This window comes from Aliivibrio sp. S10_S31 (assembly GCF_014694495.1).
GTDB lineage: Bacteria > Pseudomonadota > Gammaproteobacteria > Enterobacterales > Vibrionaceae > Aliivibrio > Aliivibrio fischeri.
Genome location: NZ_JAAUWR010000003.1, coordinates 63344 through 89068, shown reverse-complemented (window position 1 = coordinate 89068; position 25725 = coordinate 63344). Strand labels below are relative to the sequence as shown.

Annotated in this window: 20 protein-coding genes; 9 read left to right on the top strand and 11 right to left on the bottom strand. The window is 40.2% G+C overall.

Translation table 11 applies throughout. The annotated features are described in order from the left end of the window. Positions 1 to 33: 33 nt before the first annotated feature. Positions 34 to 567, bottom strand: coding sequence for an FxsA family protein (locus HC728_RS03345; RefSeq protein WP_017020204.1), 534 nt, complete (start codon positions 565 to 567; stop codon positions 34 to 36). Positions 568 to 999: 432 nt separating this feature from the next. Between HC728_RS03345 and aspA the strand changes: the two genes are divergently transcribed. Together aspA and HC728_RS03335 are read left to right on the top strand one after the other, a co-directional pair. Next, a complete protein-coding gene (gene aspA, locus HC728_RS03340) occupies positions 1000 to 2451 on the top strand; it encodes an aspartate ammonia-lyase (RefSeq protein WP_012533500.1) in 1452 nt (483 codons plus the stop codon). A gap of 165 nt (positions 2452 to 2616) precedes the next feature. Continuing rightward, entirely contained in the window at positions 2617 to 3918 is a 1302-nt protein-coding gene (locus HC728_RS03335; protein ID WP_005421215.1) for an anaerobic C4-dicarboxylate transporter, read from the top strand. Positions 3919 to 3980: 62 nt separating this feature from the next. Here HC728_RS03335 and HC728_RS03330 read toward each other — a convergent pair whose 3' ends face one another. Then, on the bottom strand, positions 3981 to 4406 hold the full coding sequence (locus HC728_RS03330; RefSeq protein WP_012534058.1) for a universal stress protein: 426 nt from the start codon (positions 4404 to 4406) through the stop codon (positions 3981 to 3983). A gap of 214 nt (positions 4407 to 4620) precedes the next feature. Between HC728_RS03330 and HC728_RS03325 the strand changes: the two genes are divergently transcribed. Together HC728_RS03325 and nagB are read left to right on the top strand one after the other, a co-directional pair. Then, positions 4621 to 6468, top strand: a complete 1848-nt coding sequence (locus HC728_RS03325; RefSeq protein WP_065622719.1) for a protein-disulfide reductase DsbD — start codon at positions 4621 to 4623, stop codon at positions 6466 to 6468. Between the two features lie 108 nt (positions 6469 to 6576). Continuing rightward, positions 6577 to 7377, top strand: coding sequence for a glucosamine-6-phosphate deaminase (nagB, locus tag HC728_RS03320; RefSeq protein WP_011262751.1), 801 nt, complete (start codon positions 6577 to 6579; stop codon positions 7375 to 7377). A 110-nt stretch (positions 7378 to 7487) separates the two neighbouring features. Here nagB and arsJ read toward each other — a convergent pair whose 3' ends face one another. From arsJ to HC728_RS03300, 4 genes are all read right to left on the bottom strand, one after another. Continuing rightward, positions 7488 to 8693, bottom strand: coding sequence for an organoarsenical effux MFS transporter ArsJ (gene arsJ, locus HC728_RS03315; RefSeq protein WP_017020201.1), 1206 nt, complete (start codon positions 8691 to 8693; stop codon positions 7488 to 7490). A 68-nt stretch (positions 8694 to 8761) separates the two neighbouring features. After that, positions 8762 to 9259, bottom strand: coding sequence for a dual specificity protein phosphatase family protein (locus HC728_RS03310; protein WP_017020200.1), 498 nt, complete (start codon positions 9257 to 9259; stop codon positions 8762 to 8764). A 30-nt stretch (positions 9260 to 9289) separates the two neighbouring features. Further along, positions 9290 to 10291, bottom strand: coding sequence for an ArsJ-associated glyceraldehyde-3-phosphate dehydrogenase (locus HC728_RS03305; RefSeq protein ID WP_065641235.1), 1002 nt, complete (start codon positions 10289 to 10291; stop codon positions 9290 to 9292). Positions 10292 to 10307: 16 nt separating this feature from the next. Then, the gene (locus HC728_RS03300) at positions 10308 to 10637 is read right to left on the bottom strand and encodes a metalloregulator ArsR/SmtB family transcription factor (protein WP_012533435.1); all 330 of its coding nucleotides are present in this window, start codon (positions 10635 to 10637) and stop codon (positions 10308 to 10310) included. A 130-nt stretch (positions 10638 to 10767) separates the two neighbouring features. Between HC728_RS03300 and HC728_RS03295 the strand changes: the two genes are divergently transcribed. After that, positions 10768 to 11676 (top strand): LysR family transcriptional regulator, encoded by a 909-nt coding sequence (locus HC728_RS03295; RefSeq protein ID WP_017020198.1) that lies wholly within the window; start codon positions 10768 to 10770, stop codon positions 11674 to 11676. 65 nt (positions 11677 to 11741) lie between these two features. Here the strand turns inward: HC728_RS03295 and HC728_RS03290 are convergent, their stop codons facing one another. Continuing rightward, on the bottom strand, positions 11742 to 13259 hold the full coding sequence (locus HC728_RS03290; RefSeq protein ID WP_190395124.1) for a DUF1254 domain-containing protein: 1518 nt from the start codon (positions 13257 to 13259) through the stop codon (positions 11742 to 11744). Positions 13260 to 13367: 108 nt separating this feature from the next. Next, a complete protein-coding gene (locus HC728_RS03285; RefSeq protein WP_065597695.1) occupies positions 13368 to 13565 on the bottom strand; it encodes a hypothetical protein in 198 nt (65 codons plus the stop codon). A 368-nt stretch (positions 13566 to 13933) separates the two neighbouring features. Between HC728_RS03285 and HC728_RS03280 the strand changes: the two genes are divergently transcribed. Further along, a complete protein-coding gene (locus HC728_RS03280) occupies positions 13934 to 15124 on the top strand; it encodes an NAD(P)/FAD-dependent oxidoreductase (protein ID WP_065597696.1) in 1191 nt (396 codons plus the stop codon). Positions 15125 to 15201: 77 nt separating this feature from the next. Here HC728_RS03280 and HC728_RS03275 read toward each other — a convergent pair whose 3' ends face one another. After that, entirely contained in the window at positions 15202 to 16167 is a 966-nt protein-coding gene (locus HC728_RS03275) for a zinc ABC transporter substrate-binding protein (protein WP_065597697.1), read from the bottom strand. Positions 16168 to 16318: 151 nt separating this feature from the next. On the opposite strand from HC728_RS03275, the gene HC728_RS03270 reads away from it, so the two are divergent. The 3 genes from HC728_RS03270 (at position 16319) to HC728_RS03255 (ending at position 19016) form a co-directional block, all read left to right on the top strand. Then, a complete protein-coding gene (locus HC728_RS03270; RefSeq protein WP_065597698.1) occupies positions 16319 to 17050 on the top strand; it encodes a metal ABC transporter ATP-binding protein in 732 nt (243 codons plus the stop codon). After that, a complete protein-coding gene (locus HC728_RS03265) occupies positions 17040 to 17861 on the top strand; it encodes a metal ABC transporter permease (protein ID WP_017020192.1) in 822 nt (273 codons plus the stop codon). Before HC728_RS03270 ends, HC728_RS03265 begins: the two co-directional genes overlap by 11 nt. 132 nt (positions 17862 to 17993) lie before the next feature. Further along, complete coding sequence (locus HC728_RS03255; RefSeq protein WP_017020191.1) at positions 17994 to 19016, top strand: GTP-binding protein; 1023 nt, start codon at positions 17994 to 17996, stop codon at positions 19014 to 19016. A 388-nt stretch (positions 19017 to 19404) separates the two neighbouring features. Here HC728_RS03255 and HC728_RS03250 read toward each other — a convergent pair whose 3' ends face one another. Continuing rightward, complete coding sequence (locus tag HC728_RS03250; RefSeq protein ID WP_190395123.1) at positions 19405 to 21822, bottom strand: hypothetical protein; 2418 nt, start codon at positions 21820 to 21822, stop codon at positions 19405 to 19407. Next, positions 21822 to 25703: a hypothetical protein gene (locus HC728_RS03245; protein WP_190395122.1), complete on the bottom strand. Its 3882-nt coding sequence runs from the start codon at positions 25701 to 25703 to the stop codon at positions 21822 to 21824. The genes HC728_RS03250 and HC728_RS03245 overlap by 1 nt, the downstream gene beginning before the upstream one ends. Positions 25704 to 25725: the final 22 nt, after the last annotated feature.

The following is a 25725-nucleotide window of genomic DNA, read 5'->3' as shown; positions in this document are numbered from 1 at the left end:
TTCATAATGCGGCTTTTTTATTTAATTCGATAACTATTTTAAGGTTTTATTCGGATCATCTTCTTTACGTTGGAACTCACCCTCGAAGACATCCCCTTGTTGGTCATCCTGACGTGAATGGTCAAATGGATTACCTTGATTAAACGGGCCATTTTGATCAAAGCCACCGCCAAATCCTGCATGAAAGCCTCCTTGAGACGCCCCCATATTATTCACTTTAACTCGACTCATTAGTTGTTTAGCTAAATAAGCTCTTGGAGCCGGTAATAGTACCAACATACCTAACGTATCTGTCATAAAACCAGGAGTTAGCAGTAATACACCAGCAACCGCTAGCATAACCCCTTCAACAATTTGCTGCGCAGGTAATTCACCCTGCTGCAATTTTGATTGCACAGACATTAGGGTTTGAATCCCTTGACTACGCACTAATGATGCTCCAACAAAAGCAGTAATAAGAACGAGAGCTATGGTTGGCCACATTCCTAGCATTCCTCCGACTTGCACAAACAGCGCAATCTCAATGATAGGCACAAATATAAACATCACTAATAAAATAGGAAACACGGTTCACCTCTAACGGATTTAAGACTATTTGAACGCTTTATTTAATCTACTTAGTGTAGCAGGCAAATACTTCAAACGTTTTTTTCTCTCTCTAATTTGTTAAATGAGGCACACCGGCCACTTTTTCAACAAAAAAGACTGTAAAAGAGTGTAAACAGACATCAAAGTCGTTAACTCGAGTAGCAGTTATATAACCTATAAAGTAAATATATTAACAACTAGTGAGAGCATTATCGCAATTTGAAATATTTTGCAAAAACTAGACTTAAAAAGTGATCAAGTTAACACTTTTACCACTAAAGAGGTGTATGATGACATTAAAACAAGGCATCAGGTACGATATTGATCAACTCTGACGAACGGACTCTACTCGCAGATATGATCACTTGGAAAGAATCCAATTATTAAAATATAGAACCTTAAAGGCTTACTATGACTCAGATGCTTGATTTAGATAAAAATAATACTGCGGCAACTCGTATTGAAGAAGATTTACTAGGTGAACGTCACGTTCCTGCTGAAGCTTACTACGGTATTCACACTCTTCGTGCTATCGAAAACTTCAATATCTCTAATGTAACAATTTCTGATGTTCCAGAATTTGTACGCGGCATGATCTACACTAAAAAAGCGGCGGCACTAGCGAACAAAGAATTGGGCGCTATTCCTTCACAAGTTGGTGAATACATCATTAAAGCATGTGACCTTATCCTTGAAACAGGTAAGTGTATGGATCAATTCCCATCTGATGTTTTCCAAGGTGGTGCTGGTACTTCTGTTAACATGAACGCTAACGAAGTTATCGCTAACGTTGCTCTTGAACTAATGGGCAAACAAAAAGGCGAATACGACATCGTTAACCCTAACGATCATGTAAACAAATCTCAATCAACTAACTGTGCATACCCTACAGGTTTCCGTATTGCGGTATACAACAGCATGATGAAACTGATCGAAGCGATTGAATACCTAAAAGGTGCATTCGATCTTAAAGATCAAGAATTCCGTAACATCCTGAAAATGGGTCGTACTCAACTTCAAGATGCAGTTCCAATGACTGTTGGTCAAGAGTTCCACGCTTGGGGTGTATTACTTCAAGAAGAAGTGAAAAACCTTCACTACACAGCACAACTTCTATTAGAAGTGAACATTGGTGCTACAGCAATCGGTACTGGCTTAAACGCAGCAACTGGTTACCAAGAAGCAGCAGTTAAACACCTATCAGAAGTAACTGGTCTACCATGTGTTGCAGCTGAAGACTTAATCGAAGCAACATCTGACTGTGGTGCTTACGTAATGATCCACGGTGCGCTAAAACGTACTGCGGTTAAGATGTCTAAGATCTGTAATGACTTACGTCTTCTTTCTTCTGGTCCTCGTGCTGGTCTAAATGAATTGAACCTTCCAGAGCTTCAAGCTGGTTCTTCAATCATGCCTGCAAAAGTTAACCCAGTAATCCCAGAAGTAGTTAACCAAGTATGTTTCAAAGTAATCGGTAACGATACTACTGTTACTTTCGCAGCTGAAGCGGGTCAATTACAACTAAACGTAATGGAACCTGTTATTGGTCAAGCTCTGTTTGAATCAATCGATATCCTACGTAATGCATGTGTAAACCTACGCGATAAGTGTATTGATGGTATCACTGTAAACAAAGAAGTATGTGAAGCTCACGTATTTAACTCTATCGGTATAGTAACTTACCTAAACCCATTCATTGGCCACCACGAAGGTGACATTGTTGGTAAGATTTGTGCTGAAACTGGTAAGAGTGTTCGTGAAGTAGTTCTAGAGCGCGGTCTACTGACTGAAGAGCAACTAGATGACATCTTCTCTGTTGAGAACCTGATGCACCCAGAATACAAAGCAAAACGTTACGATTAATTCTTAACGGTAAACAGCGAGCTCTCAGGGGCTCGCTTTTTTTATTTGTAATTTCTTATTTATAAAATACTCAAAGTAATTATTCATATTTTTTCCTAATTGCTATATATAGCTACCTAGTTCAAATAGGAATAATTATTTAAATATTAAAAAGTGGAGTTTCATATGATTGCTGTACAACTTTTTGTAGTACTGCTGTTCATCTATTTAGGTGCGCGCATCGGTGGTATTGGTATTGGTTTTGCGGGTGGTGCCGGTGTGCTAGTTCTGACCATGATTTTAGGTCTGGACGCAGGTTCTATTCCTATTGATGTTATCCTAATTATCATGTCTGTTATTACTGCTATCGCTGCAATGCAAGTTGCAGGTGGTATGGACTGGTTGGTTGATCTAGCAGAAAAATTCTTACGTAAGAATCCAAAACGCATTACTTTCTACGCACCTATCGTGACTTATTTCATGACGATGCTAGCAGGTACTGGCCACACCGCTTTCTCTACACTTCCTGTTATTGCTGAAGTAGCGAAAGAACAAGGTGTTCGTCCATCTCGCCCACTTTCTATCGCCGTTGTTGCATCTCAAATTGCAATCACAGCGTCTCCTATTTCAGCGGCGGTTGTTTTCTTCTCTGGTATTCTTGAGCCTCTAGGTGTGGATTACTTAACGCTATTAGCAGTATGTATTCCTTCAACATTCCTTGCATGTATGGTTGGTGCTTTTGTTGCTAACTTCCTAGGTTGTGAACTAAAAGACGATGTAGTTTATCAAGATCGCCTTCAAAAAGGCCTAATTAAGATGAATGGCACAGGTAAGCGCGAAATCTTACCAACTGCAAAAGCATCTGTTTACATCTTCTGTGCGGCAATCATTGCTGTTGTGGCTTATGCAACAATGATCAGTGGTAGTGTTGGTCTAATTGAACACCCAACCATTGGTCGTAACGAAGCTATCATGGCTCTAATGCTAACAGCAGCTGCGGCAATTGTTACTTTCACTAAAATTGATGCGTCTAAAATTGCTAACGCAGCGACATTTAAATCAGGTATGAGTGCTTGTGTATGTGTGCTTGGTGTTGCTTGGTTAGGTGATACATTTGTATCTTCTCACATTGGCGAAATCAAAGAGTTCTCTGCTCATATTCTTGAACAATACCCTTGGATGCTAGCGGTTGTTTTATTCTTTGCTTCAATGCTTCTTTACTCTCAAGGTGCAACAACAACAGCTCTAATGCCTGCTGCTCTTGCTATCGGTGTTGCACCAATCACAGCAGTTGCTTCTTTTGCTGCAGTAAGTGCACTGTTCGTTCTTCCAACTTACCCTACATTACTTGCAGCGGTTGAGATGGATGATACAGGTTCAACTCGTATCGGTAACCTAGTATTTAACCACCCATTCTTTATCCCTGGTGTGGCAACTATCGCAACGTCTGTTGCTCTAGGTTTTGCATTCGGTGGTATTATTCTTTAATAGGTGAATTGCAATAATATCCCTCAAATGGCAGCTGAATAAGCTGCCATTTTTTTATGTCTTTATGAAGAGATCGGAACCACTAAAATATCGACAAGTGAATGATTTATTAATGGTCGAGAATAAGAAATAATCTTACTCAGAAAATCATGGTGATGACCACAAATAATAAGATCGACTTCGGTATCTGTAACAGCAAGACTCACCTTATTACTCAAATCGCCAGTACCCACCCAGAAATGCTCAATTGGAAATGTCGTATATTTCTGGAATTCAGTAAGCCACTTATTTGAAGGTTCATTTAATGGTTTCAGTTCAGGTTCAGCCTGAATATCAATTAACTCTGGATAAATTTCTCCATGAGTGCCATCAATATGAATAAACGATACTTTTGCCCCCACAAGTTCGGCTAATGAAACTGCTCTATCAATCAATAAATGGCTTTCTTTTGAAAGATCCAGAGCAACTAGAATATGTTTGTATTTCATCACCACACCCTCTTTGAATTGTCATCCAAACAAGCATAGTTTTAGTATGAGAAAAATAGTGTCGTAGGGATCCCGAAACCGCAACAAATGACAATTTATTCTCATAATAAGCAAGAAGAGATAGATATAAAATCGTGTGAATTGATACTATACTTGTCGAACTCTTGACCGTTTTTATAGTCATACCCGTACCTATTTTTATAAAGATTTTCACATGACGCATTTATATCGCTTTCGAACAGCCCTTTTATCTCTCTTTCTTTTGTTCACAACCTTGGTTCCTAACGCCAATGCAGCGTTTGATTTAACCAAACTTCAAGGAAGCCAAGATTCATCTTTTGTGACAGTAAATGAGGCTTTTCCTTTCAATTTTATGCAACAAGGCGATCGTGTTTATTTAGATTGGCAAGTAAAACCTGATTATTATCTGTATCAACAACGTATTTCAGTAAAAGCGAACGGTGCCGAAATTGCTGATCTCGTAATGGAAGATGGAACCCCTCATAATGATGAGTTTTTTGGTGATGTGAATATTTACACTGAGCCATTAACTATTACTGTTCCACTGGTTTCAGTTGGTGATAACGCAGAATTAATTGTTCGATACCAAGGTTGTGCAAAAGCTGGATTTTGCTACCCACCTGAAATTCGTAAAATTCCACTATCAGAGCTAAGCGCTCCAAGTAGCTATCAAAATGAAGTGGCAAAAACAGACGTGGTTGCCAAAAGTGAAAATGCACCGGTTGGAATAAAAACAGCAGTTCAGCCAACACCTGAAACACCAAAAACGCAAACTCAACAACAAGAGTTAGCGACCAATTTAGGTGATGCTTGGTGGACACCTTTCTTATTTCTAGCATTAGGTATTGGTCTTGCGTTTACACCTTGCGTACTGCCTATGTACCCTATCTTAACGGGGATTGTTTTAGGTGGTGGTAAGCTATCTCATGGTAAAGCATTTAAACTCTCTTTTGTTTATGTTCAAGGCATGGCATTAACTTACACCTTACTTGGATTAGTGGTTGCTTCAGCTGGCCTTCAATTCCAAGCGGCATTACAACATCCTTATGTACTTATTGGATTAAGCATTCTATTTGTATTGCTTGCGCTTTCTATGTTTGGTGCTTACACCATTCAACTGCCAAACAGCATACAAACTAAATTAAATGACATCAGTAATCAGCAGCAAGGTGGTAACTTAGGTGGTGTATTTGCCATGGGGGCTATCTCAGGTTTAGTTTGCTCACCATGCACAACAGCCCCACTTTCTGGCGCACTACTTTATGTCGCAAAAAGCGGAGACTTACTCACTGGGGCAATTGCTCTTTATGCACTGGCTATTGGTATGGGTATTCCACTGATCTTAGCGGCAGTATTTGGCAATAAGTTACTACCAAAAGCCGGAGTTTGGATGACGCATGTAAAAACATTATTCGGTTTTATTTTACTTGCCGTTCCTGTGTTCTTATTAGAGCGAATTCTTCCACATGACGTTACTCCATTTGTGTGGTCTGCATTAGGTATTGCTGCATTTGGTTGGCTATATCATGTTAAAGCAACCATGCCTCAATCATGGAAAACCAGTATTGTTGGTATTGTTGCCATTTTAGGTATTGTTGGTTCAGCCATTCCGCTAATTGATGCTATTTCAGGAAAAAGTAATACTGAAATAGCAACAAACATTCAAACCGTGACCTTTAAAAAAATCACTAATATTAATGAGTTAAACCAAGAACTCGAGATAGCCAAAGCACAAGGAAAACCAGTTATGCTCGACTTTTATGCTGACTGGTGTGTGGCTTGTAAAGAATTTGAAAAGTACACCTTCCATAATGAGAAAGTTGAACCCGTATTATCTGAGTTTGTTTTATTACAAGCAGACGTAACAAAAAATAGCCCAACAGATATTGAGCTATTACAGCAGCTTAAAGTTCTTGGACTACCAACCATCGATTTTTGGAATGCAAACGGAGAATATTTATCTGATTCTCGTTTAACTGGTTTTATGAAAGCCGATCCATTTATGGATCATTTAAGTACAAACGTGATCAATGTTAAATAATAATGTTTCTTTATTGAGCAAAATCATTGGTGATACGTGACAACTTATTTTATAATGCGAATTAATGATTTTTGATTCTACGACTTACGTTTTTTTTGAGGTATACAAATGAGATTAATCCCGCTAAATCGCGCTGAACAAGTTGGTGCATGGTCTGCACAACACATTGTTAACCGTATCAATGCATTCAACCCAACCGCTGATCGTCCATTTGTTCTAGGTCTACCTACTGGCGGTACACCTCTTAATACTTACAAAAAGCTAATCGAACTGCATAAAGCTGGCGAAGTGAGCTTCAAGAACGTAGTAACGTTCAACATGGATGAATACGTTGGTCTTCCAGCGGATCACCCTGAATCTTACCGTACATTCATGCACGAAAACTTCTTCAACCACATTGATATTCAACCTGAAAATATCAACCTACTAAATGGTAATGCAGAAGATCACGAAGCGGAATGTCAACGTTACGAAGACAAAATCAAGTCTTACGGCCGCATTAACCTATTCATGGGTGGCGTTGGTAACGACGGTCACATCGCTTTTAATGAACCAGCATCATCTCTATCTTCTCGTACACGTATTAAAACGTTAACTGAAGATACTCGTATTGCTAACTCTCGCTTCTTCGGTGGCGACATGAACCTTGTTCCTGAGTACTCACTAACAATCGGTGTTGGTACTCTACTTGATTCAGAAGAGATCATGATCCTAATTACAGGTCACAACAAAGGTCTTGCTCTGCAAGCGGCTGTTGAAGGTTCTGTAAACCACCTATGGACTGTATCTGCACTTCAACTTCACCCTAAATCAGTAATCGTGTGTGATGAGCCATCAACACAAGAACTGAAAGTGAAAACAGTTAAATACTTCCAACAGCTTGAAGCTAAAAACATGGAAGGTTTTTAATTTACTGCGTTAATTTCGCAATAAATTAAACAAAAAACCACCGTTTATCGGTGGTTTTTTTTGTAATAAAAAAAAGCTAAATATACACAGCTATCTGCGTTCTATTCATATTAATTTGATTTTGGCAACTTAATGGATATCAAGGCAGCAAGTAATAAGAACCCAAACGACACCCATAGGCACGCAGCAAAACCTGCCACTTGAAAGACCCAACCAGATAGAATAGTACCCACTAAGCGTCCCATGGCATTAGCCATATAATAGAAACCTACATCCATAGATACGCCATCACCCTTGGCATAACTCACAATCAGATAAGAGTGAAGTGAAGAGTTTACGGCAAAGATACCACCGAAAATCAACAAGCCAATTACGATGACGTATTCAGGTTGCCACTCTATTTGAACACTATAAGCAATAATCCCTGTCACCAAGGCTAATAAACTCACCCACCACATTGCAGCTCGGCCGTCAGGTACTTTCCCTTCCGCTTTACCGGTAATTTTAGGAGCAAAGCCTTGTACAAAACCATACGCAATTACCCATAACGCTAAAAAGCCACCAACCAATGAATGATCCCAGTTAAACACGCTACCAAGGTAAATAGGTAAAGCGACAACGAACCATACATCTCGAGCACCAAACAAGAATAGACGAGCGGCCGAAAGCGTATTGATTTGTTCTGACTTTGAAAACAGTTGAGTAAATTTAGGCTTTGATTTTGCTTTTCCCATATCACCATCAAGCAAAAGTACGCTACCCACAAAGACCACAAACAGCACACTCGCCATTGCGATAACTGCAAATTGGAATCCAATCGTCGTTAACAGTAATCCACCGAGGAAGAAGCCCGCACCTTTAAGTGCATTTTTAGACCCCGTGAGTATGGCTACCCACTTATAAAGCGCCCCTTCTTGTTCACTTGGAACAAGGGTTTTGATCGCACTTTTGGCACTCATTTTATTCAGATCTTTAGCGATACCCGAGAACGCTTGAGCGGCCATCACCCAAGGAATGGTGAGCCAACTACTTGGCAGGGCAAGCATCAATAACGCACCAACCTGCATTAATAAACCAATATTCATGGTTTTATTTAATCCAAGCCTTGCGCCAAGCCACCCACCAATAAAGTTCGTCACCACACCAAAAAATTCATAGAAAAGAAACAATGATGCGATGGCTAATGTGGTGTAACCCAAATCATGAAAATAGAGCACCACCAACATACGCAATGCGCCATCAGTGATGGTGAAATTCCAATAATTAAACGTCACAAGCATGTATTGACGTACGCTGTGACTTAATTGAGAAAACATAAAAATCACCTGTTTAAATAAAAAGATCTCAGAAGCACATCGCTTTCTGAGACCTTATCTAAAACACATTACTTACCAGCAACAGCATCAATGTATTCAATTTGTACTAACTTAGTAAAAGCACCCGGACGCAATGCCTGAACCTGTTGCTTAATCACATCCAGATCCCAACCTAAATCCAATAACAAATGCCCAGCAAGCAAACCTGTTCGGCCTGAACCACCCATACAATGCATTGCTACCTTGCCATTCTTTTCTAATACTTGCTGCAGTTCAGGCGTTGCTGCTTTCCATTGTGCTGCAAACTCATCACCCGGTGCGCAATCATCTTCAATTGGCAAATAAAACCACTTCATACCTAGACGTTGTACTTCTTCACCAAGAGCACCTACGCCTTTTTCTGTTAATTCATCTTGGCTTAATGCTGTTGCTATTGCTTCAACACCTTGTGCTTTTAATTGCTCTAATGAAGCCGTTAATTCAACCCCTTTTGTTCCCGGACACGGAGTCAAAATTAATGCGCCATTAGTGCCTGTAACAGGCAATTCCCAAGTAGGATGTGTCATTTAAAATTCCTTAAACCAATGTCATTACTATTAAGCTAAACCAACGTTACGAACTAACTCAGCAGTACGAGTCGCGTAGCCCATTTCATTGTCATACCAAGCGTAAATTTTCACCATACGCTTACCTACAAGCATAGTAGATGGTCCATCGACTATTGTTGAGCGTTGGTCGCCTTTGTAATCAATCGATACTAATGGGCGCTCTTCGTATCCTAAAATACCTTTTAGATCACCCTGTGCCGCATCCTTTAATAACTGATTTACTTCTTCTACTGTGGTATCTCTTTTTACTTCAAAGATAATGTCGGTGAGTGATGCATTCGCTAAAGGAACTCGAACAGCATGGCCATCAATTTTATCTTTTAGCTCAGGGAAAATTTCTACAATCGCTTTAGCTGAACCCGTTGTGGTTGGGATTAAGCTCATGCCACACGCACGTGCACGGCGAAGATCTTTATGAGGTGCATCAAGAATAGTTTGTGTGTTGGTCAAATCATGAATTGTCGTAAATGCCGCATTTTCAATTCCCAACTCATTATTGATAACTTTAACAATTGGAGCTAAGCAGTTTGTTGTACAAGATGCCGCAGTAACGATTTGGTGAACCGCTGGATCAAAAATATCATCATTCACACCAACGACAATGTTTGCTACCCCTTCTTCTTTTACTGGAGCTGAAACTACAACACGCTTAACACCTTGAGCTAAATATTTATCTAAAAATACACGCTTACGATGTACTCCTGTCGCTTCAATCACCACATCACAACCAGACCAATCAACCGCATCGATGTCTTTTTCTTGTGTTGTTTTAAGGGGTTGACCATCAATGATCATATCACTTCCATTACTTGTCACTTCATGGTGCCAACGACCTTGAATAGAATCAAATTCAAGTAAATGTGCCAATGTATGTGTATTACCCGCAACATCATTAATCTGTACAAACTCTAACTCAGGCCAATCGAATGCTGCTCTTAATGCCAAGCGTCCAATACGACCAAACCCATTAATACCTACTTTAATTGTCATCGTCTTAATCCTTAATTTAGCAACATACTTTCATTGCGTTTAATTTATCAGTGTCTTTTTGATACTCAGCCTGTAAACAATTGGATTGCTTCAAACCTACTATAATTTTGTTTAGCCAACCCGGTAAATCAGAGCTGACTTGGTAATACACCCATTGACCTTCACGGGTATCAACCAATACGCCGGATTGGCGTAGTTGAGCTAAATGACGAGAGATCTTTGGTTGACTCTCTTCTAGTGCTTCCGTTAATTGGTTTACACATAAGCGACCTTCACGAGCAATAAGCAATAAACAACGCATTCGTGTTTCATCTGATAGCATTTTGAAAAATTGATGAGGTAACATACTCAACCTTATATGTGGATATATGCATTTCCATATATAATAAATTGAAAGACGCAAAGATCAAGACTAAAAGACAAACTGTCATAAAAGATTCATACTAGAAAAAAATATTGGCAAGGAAAGCTAGAACATGAAAAGCAGCATAGACTTAAATTTATATCGTTTTCTTGATTCACTCTATGAACAAAAATCGTTAGCTAAAGTTTGTCATACATTAGACATCAGCAGAGCAACCTTTAATCGTTATTTATCTGAGTGTCGTGAACTCTTTAATAATGAATTATTCATTGCTGATAAAGGGCTTTATGCACCAACACTCTTTACTACTCAGTTAATCAACATTATCAAAGCTCCTTTAGAACAGCTTGAGCAAGCACAACAAACGGCTAAATCGTTTAATAATAAAGATGCCAATATCGAATATGTTTTTCATTTAGCAAATCCACTAAGCAGCTTGTTAACTGTTCCTCTTTTACAAGGGTTAACCCAAGATGATTGGCATCCTAAAATATCTATTGTTGATTGGTCTTTAGAAGGAATAGAGTTTCCTAAATCAGGCGCATTATCTATCGGAATCTCGGGTTACCCGAATCAACTAAATGAACGCATTATTGAGCGAAAACTCGGGGAGTTAGATTTATTTGTGTATGTATCTAAGCAGCACCCGTTAGCTTGTTCATCCCAAATTAGTCTCTCTGATTTAGCTCAATTTGATACTGTAAGGGTTTCGATGGGAAACCTCGATGACAATACGTACTATGAACGACTACGTAAACAAACAGGAATAAACCTTGCTCAAAAACTCACGGTTTCTTCTGTCTCTTCTGCTATTGAGTGCGTAGAAATAAGCCAATACGCTTTTGTTTGCTTTGATATTTTAAAAAACAAACTTCCAATAAACGTATGTAAGCTACCTTTAACTCTCGATAATAAAGCGATGACGTTTAGTGTTGGTATTCAATATCATCGTGCTTACTATCAGCATCCTATTATTAAAAATATTGAAAAGCTTCTGATTCAAAACCTAGAAAGTCATTAGATATAAAAAAGCCTCTGCTCATTAGTAATAACAAGCAGAGGCTATGATTAAATGGTAACAATCACTTATTTAATTAACTCAATATCACCCGGTTTCCAAGAGTGATCATACCAAGCCTCTTGCGGTCCGTATAAACGTAAAATAGTAAACCACCCTTTGCCTGGGACGGTTTCGACCCAGTTCGCTTCTTTGCCTTTTGGTGCTTTAGGTCCAAAATAAAGATCAACAGAACCATCTTTATTTTCAATTAACTTATCGCGCTGATTATTCTTACTTGGCAACGCTTGACCTGTTTGTAGCTCAGAGCGTGTTTGTGGATCATAAGCAACCACTGACCAGAAATTTTTAGCAGGCACGTTCGCAGGAATATTCAGCTTGTAGGTTTTACCACCATCAAGGTAATCTCCACCTTTCGACTTATCAACAATGGCATATTGAGATCCTTTATCAATAAGTTTTAACGCCATTGCTGGCGTATTTACTGTCGCCATATAAAAGAAATAAGTACGGGCATCCAGATTGCGCCCTCCCTCACCTTTATCAACTAACCACTGGTAATCTTTCCCAATAAATGCAGTTTTCCATAAACGATCGGAGTAGATATAAGCCCCTTTATCACGAGGTTGGAATATCAAAGCTCTTGCCGTTGCATTACCAATCGCTACGCCGTCTTTTAAGATCTTTTGCATACGTGCATCAGGTGCAAAGGGCTTTCCTTTTTGCAGACCAATACTCGACATTAAACCGCGCATTTCAGGGTCAATAAATGAAATAGGCTCTTTATCTAACACAACTTTTAGCTCATCGAAAAAATGCTCATTATTCGCATGAATAGTATTAAACTCTTTTTCACTTCCTGAGATAAATTCCATTTTAGGAGGCTGATTCTTCTGCGCTAACGGGTAAATTTTTAGCTCATTTTTATATGCATTTACTGCCGCATCTGTTTTACCGTCTTTTAAAAACCCACGAGCAATAAACCAGTTAACATAACTTGTTGATTGGGAAACAAAGTACCCTTCAGGAACTTCCCCCTCATAACCAGGTGGAAGAATTAAATATTTTCCACCTTTACCTTTATCAGGCCCAACAATACCTAAGTCAGTAACAAATCTGAAAAAAGCGTCATTAACCGTTGTTGGCCCCATGCCCGCAGGGACTTCAATAACTGTAGGGCCATCGCGCTCAAGATCTAAAAATGCAGACGCATAAACTGTGTCTGTATTTCCGGTTAAAAACAATGGGTTCGAATCCATTAATTTATCAAACACCACCACTTGGTTTGATTTACTCACTCCAATACTTTCATGCCCCATTCTTAATGCTTCTAATGATGCCATTGGGATTGCATTTAAAAAAACTTCTGTTGAACGGATGGTATCTAAATTATCGTAAAGCTTTTGAGTGGTTTCTGTTGTTGGTGCACCATCAGTAAAATTCAGCTCTCCAATACTCGTACTTACGGCATCCGGAGTCATTATGCTTGTTGGTATATCTGTATTGTACTTATCAGTCGCAAACGCTTGTGCCGTAAAAGCCAATGCAGTTAATGCTACCAACATTTTCAATTTTGATTTGATCATCTTTTCACCTTCGTGGTTAGTTTTGATGGTTTAACTATAGATCTATCCATTATTTATTTCTGATATTCACTAAGCTCAAATTTAAGCTTTGTTATTTACTTTGGGGTTTTATATTCCCATCTCAACTTGGAAATAAAGCGCAGTATCTTCTTCACTAAACGCTAAATCGATCCCTGTTTTCATACCATAGCGACGAGCAATTAAGTAACGAAAACCTACGCCATAAGCGTTTTCTGCGAGGTACTCCCCCATATCAAGCTTTCCGTCGATAGGATCAGTAAAATCAACAGCAGAAGAAGCAGCCACATTGGTTGAAACTGATAATTTATCGTCTAATCACCTTAATGATTGTGATAAACCAACTGAATAAAGTATGGCAATAAACATAATAAAAACAAACCTACAAACCAGATACGACCGATATCATTCAGAACTATAACCTGGATCTAATTTATTCCTCTTTCCAACAAAACGGATAATTAACCAATATACGTTTATTACCCATACGTAAAAGTGATTTTCATTTATTAGCTATTATCACGAATTAAGAAATAAATATAATAGCCGCATTGAAACTCAGCACACACTGTTGCGCTCTGTAATGAAGATTATTCTTTGGTTTATTCTCGAGTGATTTAACTCCTCTCTAAGCCAAAATACTATGAGAAAATGCTATGTCCCGAATCATTGTTGTAGGCGGTGGCGCTGCTGGTCTAGAGCTATCGACCTTATTAACTAAATCAACCCGTAAAGAAGATGAAATCATTCTGATTGAACCAGAAACACATCATTATTGGAAACCTCGTTTGCACGAAATCGCAGCTGGCACATTTGATAGTGATTTAGATTCGGTTTGTTATTTCACTCACGGGGCTCATCACGGTTACCAACATTATCAAGGTGCGATGACGGGAATCGACCGTGAAAACCAAACCTTATTAGTTCGTCGTCCAGATGGCACAGAATCAGGCTTAAGTAATGATTTTAATACCTTAGGAGCTCAAGAGCATTGCCTATTTTTAGATTCAGCAGGTCAAGCACGCCAAGCGTGGAATCAAATTAGTCAAATCTTACGTGAAGGAAAAAGCAGCACAATAAACATTGTAGGAGCGGGTGCTACTGGTGTTGAGTTAGCGGCTGAATTAGCTCGAGTAAGTAAAAAATTAAAACGCTATAACGCTTCATCTTTAAGTATTAATTTGATTGAAGCGGCGCATCGAGTCTTACCTAACAGCCCACAAAAAATGTCTGATAAGGTATTAAAAGAGCTAGAAAAAAGTGGCGTAAATGTATTACTAGAAACTCGCATTAGTGAAGTAACAGCAAATGGCATGCGAACGGATGTTGATAAATTTCTTGGTGCTGATATCCAATTTTGGGCGGCGGGTGTAAAAGCGCCAGATTGGCTAAATGGTATTGGGGACTTAAGCTACAACCGTATGAACCAAATTAACGTGAACCAAAATCTGAGCTCAACCGAAGATCCTCGTATCTTTGCTATTGGTGATTGCGCTGCAATTCCACAACCTGATGGTTCTTTTGTTCCACCAAAAGCTCAAGCCGCTAACCGTGCAGCGGTTCACTTAGCTAAAAGCTTAGGTCGTTATTTACGTGGGAAAGAGCTAACAGATTTTATCTTCCAAGACAGTGGAATGGTGGTTGCTGTTGGTCATCACTTTGCCGTTGGTACTTTTGCTCCGGGGACACGTTTAGAAGGAAAATTAGTGTTACAAGGTCGATTAATTCGCCGTTTATACGACACGATTTTCCGCCTACACCAACGCACAGTGACAGGAATGTTTACCGTCTCTCGCTTAATGATCACTAAACGCTTAAAGGCCTTCTTTAAACCGGCAGGAATTTAACTTAACGGCTATAAAGAGATAAATAAAAACGGCAACCTTATTTTAGGTTGCCGTTTTTTATTGGTAAGAAATAAATATCACGGTTTACACTGACTTAGACTCTCTATCATGGACATCAATAGTGAGTCATATTGATCTTTGCCTATTGCCAGATTAGCACCGAGTGGATCCATTGTGCCAATCGTCTTTACTGTTGAGTTGTCAAAAATACTATTCACTAATTCGGGGTTATATTGGGGTTCAGTAAAGACACAGGTCACACCTAACTCTTTCACCGTATCACGAATCTCTGTAATTCGAGCAGGGCTCGGTTTAGATGCATCAGAAATAGAAATCGCACCCGATGCTAATAGTTGAAAGCGTTTTTCAAAGTATTGATAAGCATCATGGAACACAATGAACTTAACCCCTTCTAACCCTTTAGCTTGTTGCTTAATCTTGCTAGAAAGCTTATGTAAACGACTGACTGTGGTTTTAGCGTTCTTTTGATAAATTGGCGCATTTGAGCTATCTGCATCAGATAACGTTTTAGCAATGATATTAACCCAAACTTCAGCATTTTTCGGATCTAACCATACATGTGGATCATGTCCATCGTGATGATGGTGTTCATGCTCTTTACTGTCTTCATGATGTTCCTCTTCATGCTCATTTCGAACATCACCATGGTGCTCATGAGCTTCAAATGTTGCTCCTTTTCTAAAGTCGTAAAGAGTTACTCCCTCGACTTTCATCATTTCTATTTGAGTCGCAGAACCCGCTAAACTTGATAACGGTTTTTCAAGCCAAGGTGTTAACCCTTCACCAACCCAAAACACAATATCCGCTTGTGAAAGTGCTTTTGCTTCCGAAGGACGCAAATGATAACTATGTGGTGACATTTCAGGACGAATCAATAAATCCGGCTCACCCACTCCATCCATAACTTGAGTGACTAAAGAGTGCAATGGAGCAATATCCACAACAACCTTTGGGGCTTGAGCGTAACTCTGTGAAACCACCGCTAAGCTCATAACAAACATTGATATGGCTCTTTTAAACATATTCTTCTCCTAATAGTAATAACTTGAAACCTTTAAAACACCAAGGTTGGCAAAATTAATTGTTATGTTATAACATAACAATTAAATGACCATATTGAAAATTTAAATAATCTAAATGGTTCGCCTGCAATACAAAATACAAGAGATTTAGATGCTACTTTCATTACATCAGCTGTCTGTTAAATTCGGCAAACACCTCATACTGGATCGCATAAACATCTCGATCAGCCAAGGTGAAATAGTCACTATAGTTGGCCCCAACGGTTCAGGAAAATCCACATTATTGAAAACATTGATTGGAGCGATTAAACCTGTAAGTGGCTACATTGAACGAGCGGAAAAGCTTAAGGTTGGCTACGTTCCGCAACGCTTACATATCGATGAAGCATTACCTATGACCGTGTTTCGATTTTTAACATTACCGGTACAACACTCAAAAAAAACAATTAGCCAAGCCCTAGTTCGTGCAGGAATCTCTGGGGTAGAAAAGCAACAATTAAACTCGTTATCAGGCGGGCAACTTCAACGTGTTCTTTTAGCTCGTGCTTTATTAGAAGAACCCATGCTGTTATTGCTAGATGAAGCAACTCAAGGTCTAGACCAACGTGGAACCGTAGATTTCTATCAACACATTGACTCGTTCAGAAAAGAAACTGGATGCGCAATTATCATGGTTAGTCATGATTTACATGTAGTGATGAAAAATACTGATCGAGTTATTTGTTTAAATGGACAAATCTGTTGCGAAGGTACGCCGGAAAAAGTGAGTAATTCACCAGAATATAAAGTGTTATTTGGTCTCGACGATAACGATGTTTTAGGCGTATACCACCACAAAGCTGCCTCCAATCAATTTCATGGGAGCGTACTAAATGTTGGATGATTTTCTTTGGCGAGCCACATTAGCAGGCGTTGGTGTAACATTAGCAGCCGCTCCTCTTGGCTGTTTTATCGTTTGGCGTCGTATGGCATATTTTGGTGATGCTACTGCTCATGCTTCTATGTTAGGCATTGCGTTATCCCTTGCTCTTTCACTTCCAATTTTGCCTAGTGTTCTTTTTATTGCACTAATTATGGCGATTACTGTATCTAAGTTCAGTGGACGTAGTTACGCAATGGATACTCTACTTGGTGTAATGGCCCATTCTGCGCTAGCAATTGGTCTAGTGGCCGTATCTTTTTTGTCCGGAATACGTCTTGATCTTATGGCTTATTTGTTCGGCGATATTCTTGCTGTAAGTAAGATGGATCTATTCATTATCTGGGGAGGGGCTTTATTTATCATTGGTTTAATTAGGTTTCGTTGGTCAGGTTTATTGCTATCAACACTCGATAAGGATTTGGCATTGGCCAGTAACTTCTCACCTAAACGTGAGCAACTCATTCTAACCATTGCCCTTGCTATCGTCGTCGCCGTTGCCATCAAAGTTGTAGGGGTACTGTTAATCGTCGCCATGCTCATCATTCCAGCAGCAGCCGCTCGTCCGTTCAGCCAAACTCCCGAAATGATGGTAGTACTTGCAGCCTTAATCGGCAGTAGCTCTAGCATTTTAGGGTTACGAGCCTCTTATCTATTCGACACACCAACAGGCCCAACAATAGTTTGTATTGCTACAGGGCTCTTCATCACATCAAGCTTGATACGGAAATTAAAGACTAGGCACAACCTTGATTTAGATAACAATGAAAATTAAATAACACAGCTGTAAATAGAGTACCTATTTAAACATTAAGAAGATAAATCAATATGTTAAAAAAAATGCCACCAGAATATTCTGCGATTTCAGTCAATCATGCCCTAATTCAACGTTATCGGAGAATTGCCAATGAGCTCTAATAAACACCCTGTCATCGGCGTTCCTACCAATATTATTACTGGCTTTCTCGGCGTAGGAAAAACCTCGACTATTCTGAATCTTATGGAAAATAAACCAAAAGGTGAACGTTGGGCGATCTTAGTTAATGAGTTTGGTGAAATCGGTATCGATGGCAGTCTAATGCAAGGGCAACATACGGCCGCTCCACAAGGAGCAGAACAGCAAATCTTTGTGCGAGAAGTTCCCGGTGGTTGTATGTGCTGTGCAGCGGGTTTACCCATGCAAATTGCGCTTAATCAACTACTATCAGAAGCGAAACCAGACCGACTATTAATAGAACCAACAGGACTAGGCCACCCAAAAGAAGTACTGCAAATACTCTCTTCAGAGCACTATCGTCAAGTGTTAACGTTGCAAAAAAATATCACCTTAGTCGATGCTCGTAAATTATCAGATTCTCGTTATACGGAGCATGAAACGTTCAATCAACAAATCGCAATTGCCGATACAGTGGTGGGGAACAAGCTTGATTTATACGGCGAAGGAGATTCAGACAATCTAAAAGCCTATGTTGCAAAGATGGCGCGACCAAATACAAAAGTGATATTTGCTAAACACAGTATGATTCCTTTCAATGAGTTTGAAGGTAATACGACCATTCACGAACACCCTCCGCATCACCACCACCATCATAGTAGAGACAAGCCACTTGCTTCTGAAATGCCAATGCCTGAAAGTGGGGTATTAAAAGCAATCAACTCAGGCGAAGGTTTTCATAGTGTGGGTTGGCGATTCTCTCCACATAAGATTTTTGATCGTCAAAAACTCATATTACTGTTAGTAGAGCTCAACGTTGAGCGTATGAAAGCAGTATTTATTACTACAGATGGTATTTTTGGCTATAACCTCACCCCAGATGGTTTGGCAGAAGTTGAGTTAGACGATAGCTTCGAAAGCCGTATTGAGCTTATCTCAGATACTGTTGATGATACCATTGAAACTAAGATACTGACTTGTATACAAGAGCAATAAACATTAATTACTCTTAAAAAGTTATTCTGTTCTAAGTATAAAAAATGGCAGCGTACATAGGTAGCGCTGCCTGTCGGAGGACATTAAAGTTTGAAACTTTTCTCTCGTTTAGGCCTTATCAGTACGTAACTCCACACAGAAGAATGTAACACTAAAGATTGAAACCAAACCACCAGAACACTTTCAAGGGTCAATTATTGTGACAGTAAAGTTTAAAACTAAGTAGCCAGATTACTCAAAGTAAGCAATCAAGATAGAAATCACTACACGAACATGTCCACTTAATTTTCCTTATTCATCACATTAGTTAGCATTCACATTCTCAAGGTCTTTGCTTATTCTGACAGAGATAAAACAACAGTAACTCAAACCATTAAAAGAAAACTACTTAGTCTAGAATAGCGAGTATATTGGGATTTATCTCTTTCCATCGTTTAATTAGTGTTGTGACGCAGGGGTTACCTGCAAGCTGATTCATACGAACCCAATCAACATCTAGCAAATCAGCAAGCAATTCGATGTCCAATTCACCTTGCAAGGTGTGCCATTGTCGGATGCTTGGCTGTCTCATTAACTGAGCTTTTGGAGAGGTTAATCCACCGACAACAAAATATCCCTTTTCTTTGTCGTACCATATGCGTTGAATACCCGGTATGTTACTCATCCAGCGTTTGATGTCGTTTAAAGGCTTATCGAAGTATCGAGACAACAAGGTATCTAAACTACCACTGATTGATGTATCTTTTTTCTTACCTCGCTTATCTAACCAACGCTGAATAACCTCTTTTTTTACCTGATAGTAAGTCACCTTAGTTTCATTTTGCTGATGAAGCGAAACTAATTGTTCTTGCCATAATTCAACTAATTCGGGCAACTCACTTTCAAATCGCATTGTTGCCTTTTGGCTGGATAACACGCCATCATCACTCAATTCTTTGACAATATTGAGCAATACTTCGCTATCTGGCAGCACCCAATCCGTCAACGGATAAGGCTTCTGTTTCTTGGTTAAATCCGAAAGCGCATCTTCCATACCCAGTGGCAATACATTCGTTTGGTCGTAAGATGGATCTTGCATCATGATTGATACTTGTGCGTCCTTATCCTTACTCAAAACAAGCGTAATTCTTGCCGCAAATCGTCGTTGTTTATCAACTTCAGTACCGTAGTAATCCATTACGACATTCTGACGATAACTATAGGGCCAATTCTCATTCATCAAAGTGAGCAAATCATCTACGGATGTTTCGAAATTGGCCAGGTACTCATTTGTTTTCAAAGTCATACCAGAATCAGTGGGATCGAAGGGAATCAACACCGGTCTGTCGTTTGAAACCGTAAACAAATAACCATCCGTAATGACAATGGTTGATTCGTTTAAACAGTCGCGTTGCAATGGCAATACTTGAGAAACAGGCCTATCAGAATCAATCAGTAAACGTTTGATCTCTAACTCTTTAAGTACCACTTCAAGCTTTCTAATAATCGCTTCTTTGTAAGCTTTAGTATCTAATAAGTCGAAATTGTAAGTGTAATATCCACCTTCAGACGCAACGTATAGCTTTATCGGGTCATCGTCTCTTTTTGATTCGATTAACAACCCTTTTTCGACGGGGTCTCCCGTTACATCATGAGGATTAACGTTGATATGTTGAACTGCACACCGTCCAACTAACGACTTCGTTAGTGGATAACGATCATCTTCAATACCTTTTTCCTGATCTAGCAAAATCAAAACGCGGTCCGAACGATCAAGTTTTATCCGTTCAAAGTCATTTTCCGCAGTTCCATCTAGTAAATTCCACGAAACATCGACGCCTTTCTGTGCAATGAGCGATTTAAATAAGTCTAAGAGTTCTTCACAAGCAATAACGGTATTAACTCTTAGGTCTATAACCTTGATTTCACCGGATATCTCGATGCTTGGGAAAGATGACTTAGCCTTATTGGCCTTATGCTTTGTTTTCAACCTCAGCGGCTGAAGATTTAATGTTTTAGCTGAAAGTTCAAAACCATAGTCACGCGCAAAACGGATAAACGCATCTTGCACTGGTTTTAACACCATAGGCCAACTTTGCTCAAACCTCTTTGGCGTAGAAAGATCCAGAAACGGACGCTGTTTACGTGAATTTTTACTCTTTCCAATTTCTTTAAACAGCGTACCTCTCGGTTTTCTTTCATGGCCAGGATACCACCTGACGAGTACCTTATTTTTGTCATAGACCCATAGAGGCTTCTTAATGCGATCTATATCATCGTCATTAGATAACGGTCTTAATGGTACATTGGTATAAAACAGAGCAATCTCAGTGGTATTTCCATCTTTTAACTGCTGAGTTCTACAATCTAGGCTGATCGCATTGACACCGCCAGCCCAGCTATCTACTTTCAATAACGGACAACCTAAGCTGTAAGCGCCTTTACAATGACCGCCAAAAGCCCGCAATGAACGCATCATTAGTCGAATCCACACAGGATTTAACACCGGTGAATATTCAACTCGAACTGGAGTAATAGGTTGCAACTCAGCGTCTACAATAGACGGAGGAATATCACTTGAGCTTTGTAAAGCCACATAGAGACCAAACTGATTACCATTTTTTTTCATTAAATAGGCAAACTGCCGACTGTCTAGTTCAGCATCGATACGTTCTTCCCAGGCTTTCTTCTCTTTCCACTGATAGTTGTTATTGATGAGTGGATAGTGATAAACCACAAATTTGTTGGCTTTATCTGCATCAACCTCGCTATTCAAATAAACCAAATGAGACAGCGGCAACTTCCTCAAATCTATATTTTTATCCATTAACCTTGCTCCCTCATACGCTGCCAAACTATTTTCGAAAACCACTTAAAGCCAGACGTCATTTGATACTCATCGTTCACCAAACAACCTGGTAGAAACAGAATTGAAGCATTCTCAACTTTTACGGGCTCTAACATTTCAGAAAAGCCCGATAAGGAACAATCTTCACCAGTTAATAGGTTCGCGATAACCAAAATGGCATTTTCACCACGGATTTGACGGATCTTCTCCAGCTTCTTAATTAATCCCAAAGGCGCAAATTCAGGGTGTTTGCCTGAAGCAAGCCATTGCTCAAAGCCCTCATCCGATTGCTCTAGAGCAGCAATAGACCAAAATTTCGCATCAACAAAAACATCCGCGTTGGCTATCTCAAAATCATATAGTTCAAATAGCTCATGGTTGTAGACGTCTTGTTTAGTGGCTAGCTGCTTGTCACTCAGCAGTGCGCGAATACCTTCTTCACCAATACGCCCTTGTAAAATTCGTTGAATCACGACGGGATGAAATGAGAATTGCTCTTCAATATCGTTGGCAAACGGCTGAAACGACGTTCGAAAACCTTTACGATTAAACCAATCCGAAATAGCAGGTTGCCGGTTAACAACCTCATAAAGCGTCTGGGGGTTATACTTAATCAATCCCGCAGCACGCTTTGCAAAGAACTGCCAACTTTTTGGGTCGTACCATATTTCACCAGTAACATTTGATTCCTCGGGCCGTTCAAAGCACGCCCAACGACACAAAGGCTCAGTAATGCCAAACGTATTGTTATGCGGCATCCATTGGAGATCATGCTGTAATACAGCGCGGCCTAGTTCATGCCAAAGTCCTGAAATATCTTCGATACAACCCTTACCTTGTCGTGCATCTCGGATAGCGGAAACTAACTTGTTATCAATAATATCTACCGCAGCAGAGCCATCATGGGATCGCGTTTTCAACAGGGTAAGAAAGTTGGAAACCGATGCATCTTCGGAATGAGTAAGATCATCAATCAGCTGATTATTAAGGTTTGAAACCCAATTTCGGTTGTTAGTACAAACGGTTAATTGGCCGTAGTTGCGAAGATGGCCTGCTAAATCATCGCTTAAATGAATGGCGACATGGGGCACATACGTCCAAGCACGTTCAATACGACCAACTTGCTGCTGCACGTCAGCAGCAAGATTCTTAACGTAGTCATTTGTCCCTTTATAGAGCTTGTTTAGCTCCTGTATTTTAGCGACTGAGTTATTCATTAACGGCATAATAAATTGCCGCTGCTGCTTGCGTGAAAACTCTGAACGTCTGACTAATTTTTCTAAGTTTCTGAGCTGAAAGCCAGCATGAGACATTTCATCATCAGCGTCATTGCTATCCCATGGTGAAAAGTAAAAGTGCTTACTTTCAATAATAAACAGTGACGTCAGATCCATCTGTCCTTGATAGTTGGGCAAGGAGTAGTCCAAATTAATGCCATTGGTAGCGGATGCAGTTTGTGTCATTACCACCACGGTTCGGCCAGAGTCGAACGCCGCTTGATAGGCGTGCTCAAATCCTTCTCGCTTTTGCGCCTCTGCATTGAGTAGGCAAATCATCATGGGCTTACCGTTGACAGCCAAAGGAATAAACACATTATCAAAAGAAGACAATACGCCAGTGGTTAAACTCTCCATTTCAAGCCAATCAGCGCTCATTCTGCTGTTTTCTGCGGTATCACTTATTAACCACTTCCGAAGGTATTTGACAGAGTTAACAAAGGCAAGATGACCGTTATGTTGTGGCTCATTCGCTGCCAAATGCAGAACGTGCAGTAATTTAAACAACACAGACTGCCGGTATTCATACTTGTAATCTGAGTGCTCAGCCTCAAAAAATGCAGCGTCCAGATGCAGTTTTGCCTCCTGAAAAACTGGCGCATTGATAGCATCATCAAAGTCGTGGATCGTGGTTTTCAGTGTCGAGCGACGCTTTTCAGATTTGTCTTTAACCAACGAGCGGATCACCGCCATTTGTAACTGCTTATCCTCGTCAGTTTGTAAATACGGAATTGGCTTCTTAAACCAATCTTCGGGGCGCTGCTCAAAGCTATCGCCCAGAAAACTCTCGGTACATTGTGGATTGCGGGCCTGAGCCACGTAACGCAAAGCGCTTTCAATCCAGCGTATATCGAAATGACCAATCCCCCTTTCGATATAAGAGGTTGCGGATAGTGCAAAAACCAGGTTCCGACTCGATAACGAAACCATTAAGCCTTCAGGCGTTGTCGGCAATAGTGCGCGTTTAATCTTGATCCTCAACGGGTCAATATCCGCCTCGGCTTCATCCGTGGTTAACAGCCAGGTTGTTAGGCCAAACATATTCGTCTGAGTATTAGGTAATAGGTTTGATCTACTGAGCGCTTCTAACTCAGGTAAGCTAGTGCGAGGTAATGAGAACAGCGATAAACTGGGTAACGCCGAGCTGTAGTAGGATGGTCGATAGTCATTCGCGGGGTCGAACAGTAACCGGTTTAGCCGAACAAGATATTCATAAGCTTCGGACTCATCGGTCGCGAACTGTGACAACAGCAAACTGAAGCGTCTGATATATTTCTCCATCACACGCAAAAAATCACCAACATCAACCGATACATCATCGCTTTGCTCATAACTTTTCACTTCAAAGCCATGAGGTTTTTGCTGTAATTGCAAAGGCTCACTGGTTACTAAGTGGTCTGAGCGAAACAGATATTTCTTTTCGAACGGCACACCGGATTCATACTGTTTTAAAGGCATTACCAGTGCCCTAGACTGATTCAGATCGACTCCTTTGCTGGTCAAATCCTCCTCTAGCTCCGCAATAAGCTGTTTAAGCTCATAGTAAAGCTCAGGTATAGGTTCAGCAGTAACAAACTGCATTCGCGCTAATAGGCGCTTACCGCCTTCAAGTAATTGACCAATACACTCAGGCGGCTCTTGCACCATTTGGGACTGGGCAAGTAATGTCTGTAGAATGTCCGCTTGGTAATCAAACTCATCAACAAATACTACCTTTCCGGCCAGTTGGCCGCTCGACATTCTGACTTTCTGTTTACCGTCGTAAAAGGAAGCGAACAGCTTCTGCGTCGTTAACACCAGCAAATATTGCTTATCATCTTGCCAGGCAATCGCCGGGAAAATTCGACGCACCCATTTATTTTCTCTGAATAAACGAAGCCTTTCTTTTGCTTGCTCTGTGAGTTCATGCGTCTTGCCATGGTGCTTACTGGCATACTTCACAGCCTTCTCTAAGGACGACATGCACCCAAGTAGCGTCCGTTCGACAAAGCCACACAGTTTTCTTAGTTCCTGCTCTTCTCGTTCGAGTAAGACGCCCATCGAATCAGGGTTTTTCTTTTTATACTCAACATTACGGGCGATGGCTGAAACGTTGTGGCAAGCACGGACGAGAGCCTCTTTATCAGCATTAGAACGAAACGCACCTAAACCATGAATATCCTCAATGGCCTTATAAGGATCGGGCAAGTCAGACTTTTGAATGCCTTGTTCATGTGGCAGTGCCCGTTGTGAAACCGCACTAACGACAGTTTCATCCTGTGCATAAAGAATACTAACCAACAGTGGGTTACCTGAGCTGTCTTTTTCACTCGTGGCACTTTCATAAATGTCATGCAGGATATTCCAGCGATGGGTAACTAAGATGGCCTGCAACCCTTTGGATTTTATAAATTCAAGGCTCGCAGGTATCTTCCCGTCCGGGCTACGATAAAGAGAACTACTTTTGCCACCGCCTGTTGGGCCTTGCAACTGGCAAAAGCCAGCAATAGCATTTTCGTTCTTTGCATTAACCGATAGAGCAAGTGCTTGCTCAATCGTATGCGCAATGATTTGATTATAAGAAGTCGGTATTGGCTGACTCATCTAAATCCTCGTTAACTTGATA

Coding starts and splice junctions, on each gene's coding strand:
- HC728_RS03265 (WP_017020192.1), top strand. CDS start 17,040: ATGTTGGATGATTTTCTTTGGCGAGCCACATTAGCAGGCGTTGGTGTA.
- HC728_RS03330 (WP_012534058.1), bottom strand. CDS start 4,406: ATGAAATACAAACATATTCTAGTTGCTCTGGATCTTTCAAAAGAAAGC.
- HC728_RS03245 (WP_190395122.1), bottom strand. CDS start 25,703: ATGAGTCAGCCAATACCGACTTCTTATAATCAAATCATTGCGCATACG.
- HC728_RS03310 (WP_017020200.1), bottom strand. CDS start 9,259: ATGACACATCCTACTTGGGAATTGCCTGTTACAGGCACTAATGGCGCA.
- HC728_RS03325 (WP_065622719.1), top strand. CDS start 4,621: ATGACGCATTTATATCGCTTTCGAACAGCCCTTTTATCTCTCTTTCTT.
- nagB (WP_011262751.1), top strand. CDS start 6,577: ATGAGATTAATCCCGCTAAATCGCGCTGAACAAGTTGGTGCATGGTCT.
- HC728_RS03255 (WP_017020191.1), top strand. CDS start 17,994: ATGAGCTCTAATAAACACCCTGTCATCGGCGTTCCTACCAATATTATT.
- HC728_RS03250 (WP_190395123.1), bottom strand. CDS start 21,822: ATGGATAAAAATATAGATTTGAGGAAGTTGCCGCTGTCTCATTTGGTT.
- aspA (WP_012533500.1), top strand. CDS start 1,000: ATGACTCAGATGCTTGATTTAGATAAAAATAATACTGCGGCAACTCGT.
- HC728_RS03335 (WP_005421215.1), top strand. CDS start 2,617: ATGATTGCTGTACAACTTTTTGTAGTACTGCTGTTCATCTATTTAGGT.
- HC728_RS03295 (WP_017020198.1), top strand. CDS start 10,768: ATGAAAAGCAGCATAGACTTAAATTTATATCGTTTTCTTGATTCACTC.
- HC728_RS03275 (WP_065597697.1), bottom strand. CDS start 16,167: ATGTTTAAAAGAGCCATATCAATGTTTGTTATGAGCTTAGCGGTGGTT.
- HC728_RS03305 (WP_065641235.1), bottom strand. CDS start 10,291: ATGACAATTAAAGTAGGTATTAATGGGTTTGGTCGTATTGGACGCTTG.
- arsJ (WP_017020201.1), bottom strand. CDS start 8,693: ATGTTTTCTCAATTAAGTCACAGCGTACGTCAATACATGCTTGTGACG.
- HC728_RS03290 (WP_190395124.1), bottom strand. CDS start 13,259: ATGATCAAATCAAAATTGAAAATGTTGGTAGCATTAACTGCATTGGCT.
- HC728_RS03300 (WP_012533435.1), bottom strand. CDS start 10,637: ATGTTACCTCATCAATTTTTCAAAATGCTATCAGATGAAACACGAATG.
- HC728_RS03280 (WP_065597696.1), top strand. CDS start 13,934: ATGTCCCGAATCATTGTTGTAGGCGGTGGCGCTGCTGGTCTAGAGCTA.
- HC728_RS03270 (WP_065597698.1), top strand. CDS start 16,319: ATGCTACTTTCATTACATCAGCTGTCTGTTAAATTCGGCAAACACCTC.